Annotated in this window: 12 protein-coding genes, 1 tRNA gene and 1 pseudogene; 7 read left to right on the forward strand and 7 right to left on the reverse strand. The window is 64.1% G+C overall.

The annotated features are described in order from the left end of the window. The first annotated feature begins 28 nt into the window (after positions 1-28). Positions 29-613, forward strand: coding sequence for a D-Ala-D-Ala carboxypeptidase family metallohydrolase (locus ACIPZC_RS07175; RefSeq protein WP_400625901.1), 585 nt, complete (start codon positions 29-31; stop codon positions 611-613). Here the strand turns inward: ACIPZC_RS07175 and ACIPZC_RS07180 are convergent. Then, positions 553-1,467 carry a LysR substrate-binding domain-containing protein gene (locus tag ACIPZC_RS07180; protein ID WP_400625903.1) on the reverse strand — a complete coding sequence of 305 codons (915 nt, stop codon included), beginning with the start codon at positions 1,465-1,467 and terminating at the stop codon, positions 553-555. The genes ACIPZC_RS07175 and ACIPZC_RS07180 overlap by 61 nt on opposite strands. 145 nt (positions 1,468-1,612) lie before the next feature. Here ACIPZC_RS07180 and ACIPZC_RS07185 point away from each other — a divergent pair, with 145 nt between their 5' ends. Then, positions 1,613-2,224 (forward strand): LysE family translocator, encoded by a 612-nt coding sequence (locus ACIPZC_RS07185; protein ID WP_400625905.1) that lies wholly within the window; start codon positions 1,613-1,615, stop codon positions 2,222-2,224. A 75-nt stretch (positions 2,225-2,299) separates the two neighbouring features. On the opposite strand, the gene ACIPZC_RS07190 is transcribed toward ACIPZC_RS07185, so the two are convergent. Together ACIPZC_RS07190 and ACIPZC_RS07195 are read right to left on the reverse strand one after the other, a co-directional pair. After that, positions 2,300-2,376: transfer RNA gene (locus tag ACIPZC_RS07190), tRNA-Met, on the reverse strand. A gap of 95 nt (positions 2,377-2,471) precedes the next feature. Beyond that, positions 2,472-3,301 (reverse strand): annotated as a pseudogene (locus ACIPZC_RS07195) (FecR family protein). A gap of 181 nt (positions 3,302-3,482) precedes the next feature. Between ACIPZC_RS07195 and ACIPZC_RS07200 the strand changes: the two are divergent. Continuing rightward, entirely contained in the window at positions 3,483-4,694 is a 1,212-nt protein-coding gene (locus ACIPZC_RS07200; protein ID WP_400625907.1) for an MFS transporter, read from the forward strand. A 537-nt stretch (positions 4,695-5,231) separates the two neighbouring features. Continuing rightward, complete coding sequence (locus ACIPZC_RS07205) at positions 5,232-6,392, forward strand: MFS transporter (protein WP_400625909.1); 1,161 nt, start codon at positions 5,232-5,234, stop codon at positions 6,390-6,392. Positions 6,393-6,444: 52 nt separating this feature from the next. On the opposite strand, the gene ACIPZC_RS07210 is transcribed toward ACIPZC_RS07205, so the two are convergent. The 3 genes from ACIPZC_RS07210 to ACIPZC_RS07220 form a co-directional block, all read right to left on the reverse strand. Further along, positions 6,445-8,919 (reverse strand): TonB-dependent siderophore receptor, encoded by a 2,475-nt coding sequence (locus ACIPZC_RS07210; protein ID WP_400625911.1) that lies wholly within the window; start codon positions 8,917-8,919, stop codon positions 6,445-6,447. A gap of 94 nt (positions 8,920-9,013) precedes the next feature. After that, complete coding sequence (locus tag ACIPZC_RS07215) at positions 9,014-9,970, reverse strand: FecR domain-containing protein (RefSeq protein WP_400625913.1); 957 nt, start codon at positions 9,968-9,970, stop codon at positions 9,014-9,016. Continuing rightward, positions 9,957-10,472: a sigma-70 family RNA polymerase sigma factor gene (locus ACIPZC_RS07220; protein ID WP_400626361.1), complete on the reverse strand. Its 516-nt coding sequence runs from the start codon at positions 10,470-10,472 to the stop codon at positions 9,957-9,959. Before ACIPZC_RS07220 ends, ACIPZC_RS07215 begins: the two co-directional genes overlap by 14 nt. Before the next feature lie 169 nt (positions 10,473-10,641). Between ACIPZC_RS07220 and ACIPZC_RS07225 the strand changes: the two genes are divergently transcribed. From ACIPZC_RS07225 to ACIPZC_RS07235, 3 genes are read left to right on the forward strand one after another with little or no spacing between them, the layout of a single operon-like run. Continuing rightward, positions 10,642-11,268 carry a DNA-3-methyladenine glycosylase family protein gene (locus tag ACIPZC_RS07225; RefSeq protein WP_400625915.1) on the forward strand — a complete coding sequence of 209 codons (627 nt, stop codon included), beginning with the start codon at positions 10,642-10,644 and terminating at the stop codon, positions 11,266-11,268. Positions 11,269-11,297: 29 nt separating this feature from the next. After that, the gene (gene ada, locus ACIPZC_RS07230; protein WP_400625917.1) at positions 11,298-12,350 is read left to right on the forward strand and encodes a bifunctional DNA-binding transcriptional regulator/O6-methylguanine-DNA methyltransferase Ada; all 1,053 of its coding nucleotides are present in this window, start codon (positions 11,298-11,300) and stop codon (positions 12,348-12,350) included. Positions 12,351-12,406: 56 nt separating this feature from the next. Next, positions 12,407-14,806, forward strand: coding sequence for a DUF3772 domain-containing protein (locus ACIPZC_RS07235; RefSeq protein WP_400625919.1), 2,400 nt, complete (start codon positions 12,407-12,409; stop codon positions 14,804-14,806). 273 nt (positions 14,807-15,079) lie between these two features. Here the strand turns inward: ACIPZC_RS07235 and ACIPZC_RS07240 are convergent, their stop codons facing one another. Beyond that, on the reverse strand, positions 15,080-16,510 hold the full coding sequence (locus ACIPZC_RS07240) for an aldehyde dehydrogenase family protein (protein ID WP_400625921.1): 1,431 nt from the start codon (positions 16,508-16,510) through the stop codon (positions 15,080-15,082). Between the last annotated feature and the right edge of the window lie 2 nt (positions 16,511-16,512).

Here is a 16,512-nt window from a genome sequence, read left to right on the forward strand (position 1 = left end):
TACTCATACTGGGGCAGAGGGAGCGGGGATGAAAAGGACGAAATGGCTGCTGATGGCCACAAGCCTGATGCTGGGCGGCGTGGCTCAGGCCGATGAACGTGACCTGTGGATGTTCGCGCAGTGGGCCGGGGATCATCAGACCCGGCCCTTCCGCGAGATGTTGGTGGATGCCCGCCTGTATGGCGTGGTGCCGATTCATCAGCTGCTGCGCTCGGCTTCCGACTGGCGGCTGTGCAAGGCTTCACCGTTTGCCGTGCCGCCGCCAGGCAACTGGGCGGCGGTGCGTTCCACGCTGGCGCTGATCAAGACGCTGGCTGATGAAGGCATCCTGCGCCAGTTCGAAGTGGTCTCGGCCTACCGTGACCCTGGCTTGAACCGGTGTGCAGGGGGCGCCGTGAACAGCGCCCACACCCGTGCCTTCGCCGTCGATATCCTCTTGCCGGGCTGGGCCGACCCCAACCCGCTGTGCCGCTTCTGGCAGCAGCATGGCCAGGCCTGGGGCATGGGGCTGGGGCGCTACCCGACAGGCCGCATCCATATCGACACCGCGGGCTATCGCACTTGGGGCGGTGATGGCAGTCCTGGCTCGTCGTTCTGCAGCAAGCCCAGGTGAGCGAGGCACGCTTGGCTTTCTTCCATCACCCAGTCGGCAAAGCGCTGGCGTTTGCCGCCGTCATCCAGCGGTTGCGGGCTTAGCAGGTGATAGGCGGAGCCATCGCGCACAAAGCCGAACGGCGCCTGTAACTGCCCGCTGTCGAGGTCATCGCGCACCATCAGCGCTGAGGCTATCGCCAGGCCCAGGCCGGCACTGGCGGCCTGCAGTGACAGGTAGAAGTGTTCGTAGTCGCTGCGTTGGCAGTGCCGGGCTTGCTGGCCACTCAGGCGCAACCACGTGGGCCAGGCACTTGGCCGGGTGTTGCTGTGCAATTGGCGTTGGCCATCGAGTGCGGTGCTGCCATCGCGATTGACCGGGCCGATCCATTCGTCGCAGACCTTCAATGCGTGCAGCATGGGCGGCCAATGGAAATCATCACGTCGCAGTGCCAGGTCGACGCCGCTACGGGCAAAGTCCAGCGGCCCACCGGCGGCCACCAGGTGCAGTTGCAGGTTCGGGTGAGCGGCATGGAAGCGGGGCAGGCGGGGGATCAGCCAGCGCATGGCGATGGTTGGCTCGCAGGAAAGTACCAGTACATTGCCCCGTTCCTGCTGCTGAAGGCGCTGCACTGCGCCTTCGATTTGTTCGAAGACGGCCTGGGTGGTGCCGTGCAGTGCGCGACCGGCCGGGGTCAGGAAGATCGCCCGGTTACGCCGTTCGAACAGCTCGATGCCGAGGCTTTCCTCAAGCAGGCGGACCTGGCGGCTGACGGCGCCATGGGTAACGTGCAGGCGTTCGGCGGCACGCACGAAGCTTTCGGTTTCGGCAGCGATATCGAAGTATCGCAAGGCACTGAGCGGTGGAAGTTTCATGGGCTTGAAGTTGCCGGCGACGGCACTGCACCTGTGTGAGAAAAACTAGCGAATTTGCGTCACTATAAATCGGTTTTACTTCGTTTTCGCGCTTTCGATAATGGCGACATCTGTGCATTTTCATCGCCTATCGAGGACCTTCTTCGTGACTGAGCTTTTCGCCGTAGCCCTCTTCACCATCTTGGCCGTCATCAGCCCCGGCGCCGATTTCGCCATGGTCACCCGCAGCAGTTATGCACAGGGGCGCGAGGCCGGCCTTGCGGCTGCCGTGGGTATCGCCCTCGGCGTTCAGGTGCATGTGCTGTACACGGTGTTGGGCATCGCCGTGGTCATCAGCCAGAGCCCTGCGCTGTTCCTGGCGATGAAAGTGCTGGGCGCGGGATACCTGATCTATCTAGGTTATCAGTCGTTGACCAGTACCACTCGCATCAGCCTGGATGGCCAGGAACCAGCGGCGGGGCTGCTGGCTGCCCTGCGCACGGGTTTTCTGACCAACGCCCTGAACCCCAAAACCATGCTCTTCGTGATCAGTGCCTACACCCAGGTCGTGCAGCCCGGCAGCCCGCTGGCGCTGGATTTCGCTTACGGTGCCTTCATGTCGCTGGCCCACTGGGCGTGGTTTAGCCTGGTGGCGGTGTTTTTTTCCAGTGCCGGCTTGCGCAACGTGATGATCGAGCGCCAGCGGCTGGTCGACCGGCTGATTGGTGTCGCGCTGATTGGGCTCGGCTTGGCAGTGGCGGTATCGGGGGTGCGCTGAAGGCGAAAGAGAGGGGCTGAACGTTTCTGCGGGCAAAAGAAAAGGGCCTACCTTGCGGTAAGCCCTTTTCAAGTTTGGTGGCTACACAGGGACTTGAACCCCGGACCCCAGCATTATGAATGCTATGCTCTAACCAACTGAGCTATGTAGCCGATGGCGCGCATTATTCCCTTGTGATGCCCCTCTGTCAACACTCATTTCAAAAAAAATTTGCACGCTTTCAAAAACTTAGCCGCCCAGCCTGGTTTCAGCGCACGATCAGCCATTGGCCGAGAATGCTGTACAGCTGCAGATGCTGCTCGGCAACCAGCGCGTCGAGGGTTTGTGCAGCGCGGTCGAGGTCGAAGTCGCCGCTTACCCGCCGCTGCGCCAGGCGCCCGCGTTTTTGATATCGGCCTTTTGCACCGGGCCGATCCGCGCCTCGGTGAAGGTCACCCGCTCACCCGCAGACACCATACGCTGGTCGCTACCCTGGGCGATCAGGGCTTTGCCATTGAGTACCACCAGTTCGTCATGCTCGGCATGACGCGCCACCATCAGGCGAGTACCGAACACCTGGATACGCGAATCATCCACCTGCAGTTCAAGGGCGCGGCCGTCGAGCGCCACGTGCACCTCTACCTGGCCCTGCACAACCTGCAACAGGCGGGTGCGCCCGCGCAGGTCGACATTCAGTGCACTCGCGCTGCCCATGTGCAGGGTAGAGCCATCGGCCAGGCGCACGCTGCGCCGCTCGCCAGCGCCAGTGTGCAGGTCGCTGCCCAGGCGCTGCATCAGTGGCCAGTACAGGTACGCCGCCACGCTCAGCGCCAGCAGGAACAGCAATGCCAGCGCTTTGCCGAGGTGGCTGCGCCGCACGGTGAGCTGGCGCGGGCGGGGCCGTGCCGGTGGCGCCTGCAATTGCTGCCAGCAAGCTTCGAGCTCGGCGTAGGCATGGGCGTTGAGCGGGGCCTGGCACCAGCGGGCGAAAGCCTGCCGTTCACGATCATCGCAGCCAGGCTGGCGCAGGCGGGAGAACCACGCCAGTGCTTCCTGTTGCGCGTCGGCCTGAATCTGCGTGGCGGGCATCGGGCTCATGCTGAAAATGTGCTCGCTAAAGGGCGTTATCGCCCAACGATTATGGGAAATCAATCGGTGAGGATGCTAAATATATTGAGAACCATTTGCAAGTACGCGGTTAAGCGGGATAAAAAGGTAGCTATGTATCCATTTGTTTCCTGATAATCGGATCCCACACCTGCGCACGGATCTCAAACTCATGGCCATCAGCAGCACCTCCACTGCCAGCACCGGTTCGGCAACCCAAGCCAACCCCCTGGTGATGCGCATCATCGCCTTCTGTGCACTGGCGCACCTGATCAATGACCTCATCCAGTCGGTGCTGCCGGCGATCTACCCGATGCTCAAGGCCAATTACGACCTGAGTTTCACCCAGATCGGCCTGATCACACTGACCTTTCAGATAACGGCGTCGTTGCTGCAGCCCTGGGTTGGCTTCTTCACCGACCGCCGGCCGACACCGAACCTGTTGCCGCTCGGCACCCTGTGCACATTGGTGGGTATCGTCATGCTGGCTTTCGTCGGCAGCTTCCCGATGATCTTGCTGGCTTCTGCACTGGTGGGTATCGGCTCGTCGACCTTCCACCCGGAGACCTCGCGGATTGCGCGGCTGGCCTCAGGTGGGCGTTTCGGCCTGGCGCAGTCGACCTTTCAGGTGGGTGGCAACGCTGGCTCGGCCTTTGGCCCGCTGCTGGCGGCGGCCATCGTCATCCCGTTCGGCCAGACCCATGTGGCATGGTTCGGCGTGGCAGGGCTGCTGTTCTTCGCCGTGACCCTGATGCTGCGCCGCTGGTACACCGAGCACCTCAACCAGGCCAAGGCGCGCAAGGTGGTGCAGGCCACCCATGGCATCTCGCGCAAGCGCGTGATCGCGGCGTTGGTCGTCCTGGGCCTGCTGGTGTTCTCCAAGTACTTCTACATGGCCAGTTTCACCAGCTACTTCACCTTCTATCTGATCGAGAAGTTCGACCTGTCGGTGGCCAGCTCGCAGTTGCACCTGTTCCTGTTCCTTGGCGCGGTCGCGGCCGGCACCTTTTTTGGTGGGCCCATCGGTGACCGTATCGGGCGCAAGGCGGTCATCTGGTTCTCCATCCTCGGTGTGGCGCCTTTCACCCTGGCGCTGCCGTACGCCGATCTGTTCTGGACCACCGTGCTTAGCGTGGTCATTGGCTTTATCCTGGCGTCGGCGTTCTCGGCGATCGTGGTGTACGCCCAGGAGCTGGTACCGGGCAGTGTGGGCATGATTGCCGGGGTCTTCTTCGGGCTGATGTTCGGCTTCGGCGGGATTGGCGCGGCGCTGCTGGGGTACGTCGCGGATTTGCGCGGCATCGAGTACGTGTATGGCGTATGTTCGTTCCTGCCATTGTTCGGCCTGTTGGCGGTGTTTCTGCCTAACACGGGTAAGCGCTGAGCAGGGGCTGCTTTGCAGCCCAATCGCCGGCAAGCCGGCTCCCACGAGGGATTCGCGCCAGCGGTTGGACGTTGAGCCAGACATTGGATGGGTGTCCAACTTCCTCGGGGTAGGCCGCCATCTTGTGGGAGTCGGCTTGCCGGCGATCACCGGTGAAGCCGGTGCCATGCGCCACCTTCACCGGCAAGACCGCCGCTTGCACTGTCGGGGCAGTGCTGCTGCGCGCGGTGGGCGCGGGCAATTGACGGCTCAACCTGGCTTGGCCTAGAGTGCCGCCTCTTGTCTCCAACCTGCGTAGTAGCCAAAGCAATGCGCCGTACCCCATCCCTTCCATACGCCCGCCAGCCTGCCCTCCAGGCCATGCGTCGCGCGTGGCCGAGCGATACGGTGCTCAAGCGTCGCCGCAGTGTGCTGTTTGCCTTTACCTTCTCGCCACACCTCGCCCTGAACTGACCTGCGCCCCTGCGTCACCCGCTTTCCCGGCGTGCGCCCGGGCGCCTGTATCTGCGCGTCTTTTCAGTTTGCTTGGAGTGGTACATGAATATGCGTTTGCTGGCGGGCCTTCTGTTCGCCGTGTCTGTGGTTGGCTTCAGCCTGGGAGCCAGCCTGCCGCTGGTGTCGTTGCGCCTGCATGAGGCCGGCGCCGGCACCTTGCAGATCGGTATCATCTCGGCCATACCCGCGGCGGGGATGATGCTGTCGGCGTTCATGGTCGACGCCTGTTGCCGGTACCTGCCCCGGCGCACCATCTACCTGCTGTGCTTCAGCCTGTGCACCGTCAGCATCGCCTTGCTGGAGCTGGCCTTCGATTCGGTCTGGATGCTGGCCCTGCTACGCCTGGGCCTGGGTATCGGGATGGGCATCGCAATCATCCTGGGTGAGTCGTGGGTCAACGAACTGTGCCCGGACCACAACCGCGGCAAGATCATGGCGCTTTACGCCACCAGCTTCACCGGCTTCCAGGTGCTCGGCCCGGCGATGCTCGCAGTGATCGGCGCCAACAGCCCGTGGATCACCGGTGTGGTGAGCCTGTGCTATGGCCTGGCGCTGGTGTGCATTGTGCTGACCGTGCCGAACGATCATGTGGAGCATGGTGACGAGGGTGAGAAAAGCTTCGGCCTGGCGGGCTTCTTCCGCGTCGCCCCGGCGTTGTGCGTGGCTGTGCTGTTCTTCTCGTTCTTCGATGCGGTCGTGCTGTCGTTGTTGCCGGTGTACGCCACCAGCCATGGGTTTGCCGTGGGTGTGGCGGCGCTGATGGTGACGGTGGTGTTCGCCGGTGACATGGTTTTCCAGTTGCCGCTGGGCTGGCTGGCCGACCGGGTCGAGCGTACCGGGCTGCACCTGGTGTGCGGGCTGGTGGCGATGGCAATCGGTATCGCCTTGCCGTGGCTGCTGCAGATGACCTGGCTGCTGTGGCCGCTGCTGGTGGTGCTTGGCGCCGTGGCAGGCGGTATCTACACCTTGGCGTTGGTGCTGATCGGGCAGCGTTTCAAGGGCCAGGACCTTGTCACCGCCAATGCCAGCGTCGGCTTGTTGTGGGGCGTCGGCAGCCTGGTCGGGCCGCTGGTCAGCGGCGCGGCGATGGATGTGGCGCCGCATGGGTTGCCGATGGCGCTGGCGATCATGGCAGGGCTGTTCGTGTGCGTTGCCCGGCAGTCGTACCGGCGGGCCGGTAAGCTGCGGGCAGTGGCGGACTGAAGCGTGTCGTTGCCAGTGCTGGCCCGGCCGCCGGGCAAGCCGGCAGCCTGCGTCAGAAGCTGCCGCGCAAGGTCACCGAGACATTGCGCGGATCACCCCAGTAATACCCGGTCGGCGTCGGCGCGACCTGGCGGTAGTACTTCTTGTCGAAGATATTGTTGGCATTGAGCTGCAACGAGTAATGCTCGTTGAACCGGTAATTGACCATCGCGTTATACACCGCATACCCCGCCTGGGAGGCTTCGGCGCTGCCGCTGCGGTTGTAGATGTCACTCTGCGCTTGCACGCCGCCGCCAACGGTCCACGCTTGCAGCTCACCCGGCAGGCGATAGCTGGTGAACAGGCGCAGCATGCGCTTGGGGTCGGTGGTGCGGATGGCGTTGCCGGTGTTGCTGATGGTGTCCTTGAGTTGCTTGGTGGTGTTGTAGGTGTAGCCACCGGTTACGTTCCAGCCTGGCAGCACTTCGCCGGAAATCTCCAGCTCGAAGCCTTGGCTGCGGTTCTTGCCTGCAGCGACCTTGCAATAGCCCGAGGTGTAGTTGGGCGGGCAGGGGTTGGGGCCGCTCAGGTCATCCAGGGCGTTGCCGACCTGGTAGATGCGGAAGAACGCCAGCGAGGTGTTCAGCCTTCCTTCGTAGAACTCGCCCTTGATGCCGGTCTCGTAAGCTTCGCCTGTGGTTGGCTCCAGCACCGAGCCGCTGACGTCGGTGGCGGTCTGCGGGTTGAAGATTTCGGTGTAGCTGGCGTAGGTACTGAAGTTGTCGTTGAGGTCATAGATCAGCGCTGCGTACGGCACGATCTTGTTGTCGACGCTGAACTTGCCGTTCGCCTTGACGTTGTTTTCCTGCTCGTAGTCATACCAGTTGGCCCGCGCCCCGATGATTGCCGTGAGCGGGTCGGCCAGGGAAATGCGCCAGGTGGCGTAGGCCGCTTCCTGGGTGGTGCGCGTGCGCACCGGATGGGCGGTGATGTCGATGTCCGGTTCGGCCAGGCTGGTCTTTGGGTCCCATTCGCGGATGTCGAACACCCCAGAAGAGACGAAATTGGTGGCAGAGGCGTAGGAATCGTTGCGGATGCGCTCGACACCCAGCATCAGGTCATGGGTGCGACCCAGCAGTTCGAACGGCCCGTTGAGGGTGGCGCTCAGGTTGTTCTGCAGGCTCTCGCCGCCGTCGCCCTCGGTAACCTGATAGTTCATCAGATAGGGGTTGTTGCCTGGGTTGGCCGCGCCGCTGGCCCGGGTGAAGTAGGTCTGCTTGAACCCGTGGTCATCCAGCTCGAAGTGCGTGCGCTGGGCCATCAGCTTGAGCGACCAATCGTTATCGAAACGGTGTTCGAGCTCGGCAAAGGTCTGCAGGTTGCTGCGGTCCCAGCGGTTCCAGTCGGCACCCAGGTAAGTGCTGCGGCCAAGGGGCAGGGGCGAGCCATCGTAGTTGGCGGGCAGGTTGCCCCAGGCGCCGGTGGCATCGAGCTTGGTCCACTCAAGGCCAGTGGTCAGGGTGGTGCTGTCATTCAGATCGAACGCCAGCACACCGTAGAACACTTCTTTGCGCTCTTGGCGCGAGTCCTGGAAATGGTCTTTGTCATCGTGCACGGCGATCACCCGGCCGCGCACGTTGCCGGTGTCTGTCAGCGGGCCGGAGAGATCGGCGACATACCGCTGGGCATCCCAGGAACTGAGGGTGACGCTGCCTTCGCCCTGGAATGCGTGCGTCGGGCGCTTGCGCACCAGGTTGACGGTGCCGGACGGGTTACCCGCGCCGCGGATCATGCCGGTGGCCCCGCGCAAAATCTCGGCGCGGTCGATGATGGCCGAATCGCTCTGGATGAATGAGCCTCCGCCGCTGCCCTGCACCACGGTGGCGCCATCGTACTGGATGGCATCAATCGCATAGCCACGCGAGTAGTACTGCACGCGTTCGCTGTCGGTGAGGTTCACCACCACCCCCGGCGTCTGCTCCAGCAGGTTGGTCAGGTTGGTGATGTTCTGGTCGTCTATGCGCTGACGGGTGACCACGGTCACCGACTGCGGGGTGTGGCGAATGCTCTGTGCAGTCTTGCCGATGGTGACCGCACCGGTCGTGTACGAGCCACTGTGCTCGGTGGTTTCGCCCAAGCGATCGCTGGAAATGCTGGTCGCACCCAGTTGCAGTGCGCTGCCCGCGTCCAGTGCAGGTATCAGCAGAAAACTGTTGTCGCCTTCCTGCTGCACTTGCATACCGCTGCCCATCAGCACCAGGGTCAATGCCTGAGCCGGCTCATGGCGGCCCTGCACGCCCTGGGTGGTCTTGCCCATCAGGCTGTTCGCATCGAACGACAGGCTCAGGCCGCCTTGGCGCGCCAACTGGTCCAGTGCCGGGGCCAGAGGGCCTGCGGGGATGCTCCAGTCGATTTGCCGGTGCTCACTGGCGGGTGCAGCGGTGGCCTGTACAGGCAGTGCCAAGGCGCTGCCCAGGCCAATGCCGAACACGGCGGCGCGCACGGCATGGCGCAGCCTGTCGTTGCGGGGGGAACACGGGTGGATCATGGACCGCTCCTGAAGGTTTCGTAGACCACTTTTCGGGTTTTGTTCCTTCAGGTCGAACGAGAATGAGATTCCACCTCATTCTTTTTCAAAAAGTTCAGGCAGCCCCTACGCTGACCCAATAGCGTGTGCGGTAATCGACCCGTACCGGCAGGCTGCGGGTCAGCAGTTGCAGAACCTGCCCTGTATCGTTCAGTTGGTAAGTGCCGGATACCTTGAGCGCCGCCACCTCGCCAGCGCAGCGCAGCAGCCCTGGGCGATAGCGGGCCAGTTCGGCGCAGAACTCGCCCAGTGGCATCTGTTGCACGCTCAGCACACCGTCGGTCCAGCCCCACGGGTCGCCATGCAACGAGGCAAGTGCATGGGCCCCGCGCGGCGACACCTGCAGCACCTCGCCTGCCCGAACCACCCGTGGTGTAGCGGAGGCGGGGAACAAGGTGACTTCGCCGCGGCGCACAGCCAGCAGCAGCCCCTGGTCGTTCTCGCGCAGCAGCAGTTGGCCGTCCCGGGTGGCCATGGCCCCAACCCGGGTAGTGATGCGGAACGGGCGGTTGTCGCCAGGGTTGCAGGCCAGGCTGACTTCACCGCGCAGCAGCGCCAGTTCGCGCAGCTCGGCGCCGTATCGCAGGTCGATAGCGCTGGCAGTGTTGAGCTGGATCTGACTGCCATCGCTGCCCTGCAAGCGGCGCCGTTCGCCAGTGCCGGTGCGGCTGTCGGCCACCAGGGCGGGCAGGCCTAGCGGCTCGCGCGCGGCCCAGCCGACACTGCCGCCGATCGCTATCACCGCCAGCAACTTGAGGTGGTCACGGCGATTGATGCGCTGACGTTGGCGGCCATCCAGGGTGCGTCGGCTAAGGTCGCTGGGCAGCCCCGCCAGCTCGTCGCTAAGGGAGCTCACCCGCTGCCAGGCCTTGGCATTGTGGGGGTGGTGGGCCAACCATTGCTGGAACTGCCGTTCGGTAGCCGGGCTGGGGGTGTCGAAGCGCAGCTTCACCAGCCACTCGATGGCCTGGTCTACCTGAGCCTGGGCGGGTGCATGATCACAGTCCGGCATAGCGCAACCGGTAGCAGACGCTCAGGGCCTTGGCCAGGTCGCGTTCGACGGTGGCGCGCGAAACGCCCAGGCGCAGGGCTATCTGCGCGATACTCAAGCCATCGAGCTGGGCCAGCAGAAAGGCCTGACGGGCGCGTGGCCTGAGCTGGTGCAGGGCGCGGTCAAGGCGCTCGAGGGCATCCAGGATCACCAGGCGATGCTCTTCACTGGGTACTTCGCCTTCAGGTACCTGGGCCAGGCTTTCCTGGTAGGCGCGCTCCAGGGCGCGACGGCGGAACTGGTCGATCATCAGGCCGCGAGCGATGCTGCTCAGGTATGCCCGCGGCTCTTTGATCGGCGAAACCTGGCGCGCGCGCAGCAGGCGCACGAAGGTGTCCTGTGCAAGGTCCGCGGCGTGTTCCTGGCAGCCGACCCGGCTGCGCAGCCAGCCACGTAGCCAAGCGTGATGGGACTGGTAGAGCAGGGCGACTTCGGCGGGTTTGAGCGTGTCGTTGAGCTGCATCGTAGCGGCTGACCCCATGAAGCGCACGTGACTGTGAATAGTTCTCAATTCTATGCATGGATGATGGCACGGGGCAATGGTTGCCAGGAATTAGCTGCGCAAGATTCGGCGTTTCCACGATGCGTGGCTGGGCTAAGCTGGTCCTGCCTTGAACCCACTGGAGCTACGGATGATCCTGGCCGACCTCTCGCCTGAAGCCTACCGCGAAGCCACCGAGTACCTGGCCGCGCTGGACCCTGACTGGGCGCGGCACATTGCTGCGACCGGGCCGTGCCTGCACCGGGCGACGCCGGGGCGCGAGCCTTATGAGGCGTTGGTCCGGGCGATTGCGTACCAGCAACTGCATGCACGAGCGGCCGAGGCGATACTCGGACGATTGCTGGCGTTGTTTCCTGACGATGGGTTCCCCGGGCCGAGGCAGTTGCTTGAGGTGGCGCCGCAAACGCTGCGTGCCTGTGGGTTTTCCGCCAGCAAGCTGGCGACGATTCAGGGGATTGCCCTGGCCGCGCGGGATGGCGCGGTGCCGTGCCGGGAAGAGGCATTGGGCATGAGCGACGAGGCGTTGATCGAGCGCCTGGTTGCGTTGAGGGGCGTGGGCCGCTGGACCGTCGAGATGCTGCTGATCTACAGCCTGGAGCGTTCGGATGTATTACCGGTGGACGATTTCGCCGTGCGCGAAGGGTATCGTCGCCTCAAGGGGCTGGGCAAGGCGCCGACACCGGCGCAGATGCGTTCGCTGGGCGCCGGGTGGCGCCCCTACCGGACTGTGGCAGCCTGGTATCTGTGGCGGGCCTGAGACGATCAGCTTAGTTGAGGCATACCCCAATGACGCCCTACACCACTGACGAACAACGCTGGCAAGCCGTATACACCCGCGATCCGGCGGCGGCAGGCCATTTCGTCTACGCCGTGCGCACCACCGGCATTTACTGCCAACCTGGCTGTAAAGCGCGCATGGCCAAGCGCGAGAACGTTGAATTCTTCACCGATGCCGCCACCGCGCAGGCCGCAGGCTATCGGCCCTGCCGGCGTTGCCAGGGCAAGCCGTCGAGCGTTCGCCACGGCGAACTGGTAGCACGCGCCTGCCGCCTGCTCGAAACCCCGGACAACCCACCCGGCCTGGCCCAGCTCGGTACCCAACTGGGTGTCAGCCCGTACCACCTGCACCGCCTGTTCAAGGCCGAAACCGGCCTCACGCCGAAGGCCTATGCCACAGCCTTCCGCGCCCGGCGCCTGCGCGAGGGGCTGGGCGAGGGGAAAACATCGGTGACCGATGCCATCTTTGCTGCAGGGTACAACTCCAACAGCCGTTTCTACGAAAGCGCCGGTCAGCGCTTGGGCATGCGCCCGCGCCAGTACCGTGCCGGTGGTGCGGGCACGGCCATTCATTTTGCCGTGGGGCAGTGTTCACTGGGGGCGATCCTTGTGGCGCAGAGTGAAAAAGGCATTTGCGCGATCCTGTTGGGGGACGCGCCTGAAGCGCTACTGGAGCAATTGCAGGATCAATTCCCCAATGCGCGCCTGATCGGCGGCGATGCCGAGTACGAACGCCTGGTGGCGCAGGTGGTGGGCTTCGTCGAGGCGCCAGCCCTGGGCCTGGACTTGCCTCTGGATGTGCAGGGCACCGCGTTTCAGGAGCGGGTCTGGCAAGCTCTGTGTGAAGTGCCAGTGGGCGGCCGGGTAAGCTATACCGAGATCGCCGAGCGCATTGGCGCGCCCAAAGCCGTGCGCGCAGTGGCCATGGCGTGCGCGGCCAACCGTATCGCCGTGGCGATTCCTTGCCACCGGGTGGTGCGCCGGGACGGCGACATCAGCGGCTACCGCTGGGGGGTGGAGCGTAAGCGGCAACTGTTGGAGCGAGAAACGGCACTCTCCTGAACGCCGCAAGCCGCGTAGAATCCACCGCCAAATAGCCTTGTGATGAGGAACGTTCGATGAGGCGTGCCTGCCTTGCCCGATTTTACCTGGGTGTAATGGCCCTGATGCTGGCGCTTGCGTCGCCGGCCTGGTCGGCCTCCGTGCCGGTTGCCAACCTGGTTGCCGGCGAGCTGCCGGTACTTGATGAAAACGCAAGCATCGAGCAGTTGAGCGACAGGCTCGACCAGATTCGTCAGGGCGTGACCAGCAACGCCAACGACGACCTGCTCTCGCAACTGCGCATTGCTACCGTGCAGGTCCAGCGCCAGGCTGATGCGCTGAGTAGCTTGCGCGCTGCCGACGTACAGAGCCTCGACGACAAGCTCAAGGTCCTCGGCCCGGTGCAGAAGGACGAAGCCGCCACCCTGGCCTTACAGCGCAAGGAGCTGGAGGCGCAGAAAAAGTCCGTGCTCGCTGAGCAGGATCAGGCCACCAAGCTGACCCAGTCGGCGCGCGACCTGTCCACGCAAATCGTCAACCTGCGCCGTAGCCAGTTCAACTCGCAAGTTACCAGCCGCGCGGCCAGCCCGCTGAGCCCTGCCTTCTGGCAGTCGCTGATCCGTCCTACCGAGGACGATGTGATGCGCCTGCGTGACCTGCGCGGCGAGGCGGCCGATGCCGTCGCCAGTGCCTTCAGCGCTGAACACCGCGGGCTCTTCATCACCAGCCTGGTGGCTGCGACCCTGGTCTGGACACTGGTCCGCCTGGTGCTTGAACGCGTGCTCGCTGCCGCCATGGTTCGCTGGCTGCCCGAAGGCCGCCTGCGTCGAAGCGCACTGGCGGTGAGCGTGAGCCTGGCCACCCTGGGCACCATCGCCGGTGCCGTGTCGCTGCTGCGCTGGGGCCTTGAAAGTAGTGCCAGGTTGGGCTCGGACATGGCCAACCTGACCAACCACTTCCTCCTGCTCGTGGTGTTCAGTGCCTTCATCACCGGCCTTGGCCGGGCCATGTTGATGCTGCAACGGCCATCCTGGCGCCTGCCGCCGATCCCCGACGAAGTGGCCACTGCTCTGGGTTGGTTCCCCAAGTTGCTGGCCCTGGCACTGATGGTGATGCTGACCTTCGAGCGCATCAACAGTGTGATCGGCACCAGCCTGGCGCTGACTGTCGCCATCAATGGCCTGACCGCGCTGGTGGTGGCCGCGATCTTCTTGGCGGCGCTGGTACGTTACCGCCGTACCTTGCGCAAACATGGGCTGGCGCGCCCGACCGGGCTGGCAGGGCTGATCCCGTTCGTGATCGTGGTGTGGGTCGGGCTGATCCTGCTGACGTTGCTGGCCGGTTACCTCACCCTGGCCTACTTCCTCACTGCCAAGCTGCTGTGGATAAGTGTGGTCGCCACCTGCGCCTACCTGTTGACCACCTTCCTGGCTGACCTGTGCGAAATCCTGCTGTCACCGCGCCAACCCGGAGGCCTGGCACTGGCGTCGTCGCTGGGCCTGGCACCACGTCACCAGGCGCAGGCCAGTACCATCCTGACCGGTGTCAGCCGCACGGTCCTGCTGTTCCTGGCCGTGATGCTGGCGTTTATGCCCTCTGGCACCAGCCCGGGCGAGTTGCTGCTGAGCCTGGGCGATTGGGACGGCACCGGTGGCAAATTACTCGGCAACCTGAACATCGTGCCCCAGGACATCCTGCTGGCCGTGGCGTTGCTGTTGGGCGGCATGCTCGGTATCCGTGTGCTCAAGCGCTGGCTGAGCGAGCGCCTGCTGCCGGAAACCGACATGGATGCCGGCATGCGTGCCTCGCTGGTAACGCTGGTCGGTTATTTGGGCTTCCTGTTCCTGGCCATGCTGGTGATGTCGACGTTGCACATCAACCTCACCAGCCTGACCTGGGTGGTCAGTGCGCTGTCGGTGGGTATCGGTTTCGGCTTGCAGCAGATCGTGCAGAATTTCATCTCCGGTCTGATCCTGCTCACCGAACGCCCGGTCAAGGTGGGCGACTGGGTGAGCCTGGCCGGCGTCGAGGGTGACATTCGCCGCATCAACGTGCGCGCCACCGAGATCCAGATGTCTGACCGCTCCACGGTGATCGTGCCCAACTCGCAGTTCATCTCGCAGAACGTGCGCAACGTGACCATGGGCAATGCCTTGGGCGTGGTGGGCATTACCCTGACCTTGCCATTGGATACCGATGCCAACCAGGTTCGCGACCTGCTGCTGAGTGCTTTTCACGAGCATGAAGCGATCCTGGACGCGCCGGCTGCGTCGGTAACCTTCAAGGACCTGACGGCCAGCGGTATGGTGATCAGTGTCAGTGGCTATGTGGCGGGGCCGCGGCAGGTGTCGGGGGCGCGCAGCGACCTGCTGTTCACCATCCTGGGGCGTTTGCGTGATGAGGGCATTGCCCTGTCTTCACCGCAGAGCATGGTGCTGGTGCAGGAGGGCGCGCGCCAGGGCGACGAGCCGGCGTGAAGGCTTTGCGCGCAAGCCGGCCTGCGGTGGTGCTGTGTCAGGGCTGAACGTGGGAGCGACTGTCTTGCTGGCGATACAGGCGCAGCGGTGAATGGCACCGGCTTCACCGGTGATCGCCGGCAAGCCCGGCTCCCACATGGATTGCGCCGGCTTTTAGAGATTGGGCAAGACAGTTGCGGCCACAGGTAAAGCGCAGATCTGAAGAACTACGCGGTCGCGGTGGGAGCCGGCTTGCCGGCGATGGGCTGCGCAGCAGCCCCCATAACGGAGCTGTCAGCCCAGGCAACGCGTCACATGCTTGACCGACAGGTAGCCCGACAACCCCCAAGGCCCAAGCTCGCGCCCGATGCCGCTACCCTTGGTGCCGCCCCAAGACGTTTCGACGAACACCGCTTGTACCGAGTTGATCCACACATGCCCGACTTCCAGCGCATCGGCCACCCGCTCGGCGCGCTCAAGGTCCGCTGAGCAAACCGTGGCGACCAGGCCGAAACGGCTGTCGTTGGCCTCGGCAATTGCCTGTGCTTCGGTGGTGAAACGGCGCGCACACAGCACCGGCCCAAAGATCTCTTCAGTCCACAGACGGCTCCCCACCGGTACGTCGGTATACAGCGTCGGGCTGACAAACCAGCCGTCGCGGTCCAGCGCTTTGCCACCGGCCAGGCACTGCAGCCCCTCTTCACGGGCTGTGGCGAAGTAGCTGGCAACCTTCAGCCATTGCGCCTGGCTGGTCAGCGGGCCCATGTCCACTTCTTCGGTCAGTGGGTTACCCACGCGCAGCGTTTCCAGTGCCTGTTGCAGGCGTGGCAGCAGCGCATCGGCAATGCCCTCGTGCACCAGCAAGCGAGAGGTAGCCGAGCACATTTGCCCCGCGTTCCAGGTAATACCGGCGACAATCCACTCTACCGCCTGGTCCACATCGCAATCATCGAAGACCACGATTGCCGATTTGCCGCCCAGCTCCAGGGTCACCGGCCGGCACTGTGCCGATGCGCTGCGCATCACCTGGCTGCCGACGCTGTTGCTGCCGGTGAACGACAGCTTGTCCACACCGCTGTGGTTGCTCAGTGCGGCGCCGGTCTCGGCTTTGCCGTTGACAATGTTCAGCACGCCCGCAGGCAGGCCCAGGGTATCGGCGATCTGGCCGTAGGCCTGCTCGATCAGTGGGGTGATTTCCGAGGGTTTGAGTACCACGGTGCAGCCTGCAGCCAAGGCCGGTGCGAGCTTCCACGCGCTGGTCACCAACGGGAAGTTCCACGGCACGATCAAACCGACCACACCCACCGGCTCCAGCCGGGTGCGGGCGGTGAAGCCCGGTGCGGCCAACGCCACGTCGCGGTTCCTTTGCGGCAGTTGCTCGGCCAGGTCGGCGTAATACGCGAAGGTGGCTATGGCATCGTCCAGGTCGATTTCGGCCTCGTGGCGAGGCTTGCCGTTGTTGCGCATTTGCAGGCTGATCAATGCTTCACGGCGTTGCCCGAGCTGCTCGGCAAAACCGCGCAGGTAGGCCGCACGCTCGCTGGCGCCTACCTGCTTCCATGTGGGCAGGGCTTCGCGCGCCGCCGCCACGGCCTGGTCGACCTGGGCAACGCTGGCGGCCATCAGTTCGGCGAAAGGTTGGCCCAGTGCAGGGTCATTGACACTGATGCAGTCGCTGCCCAGGCCTTCGACCCAGCGGCCGGCAATGTAGTGGGAAGTGGTCATGA

Source organism: Pseudomonas sp. NPDC089743 (genome assembly GCF_044748785.1).
In the GTDB taxonomy this organism is placed as follows: Bacteria; Pseudomonadota; Gammaproteobacteria; order Pseudomonadales; family Pseudomonadaceae; genus Aquipseudomonas; species Aquipseudomonas putida_X.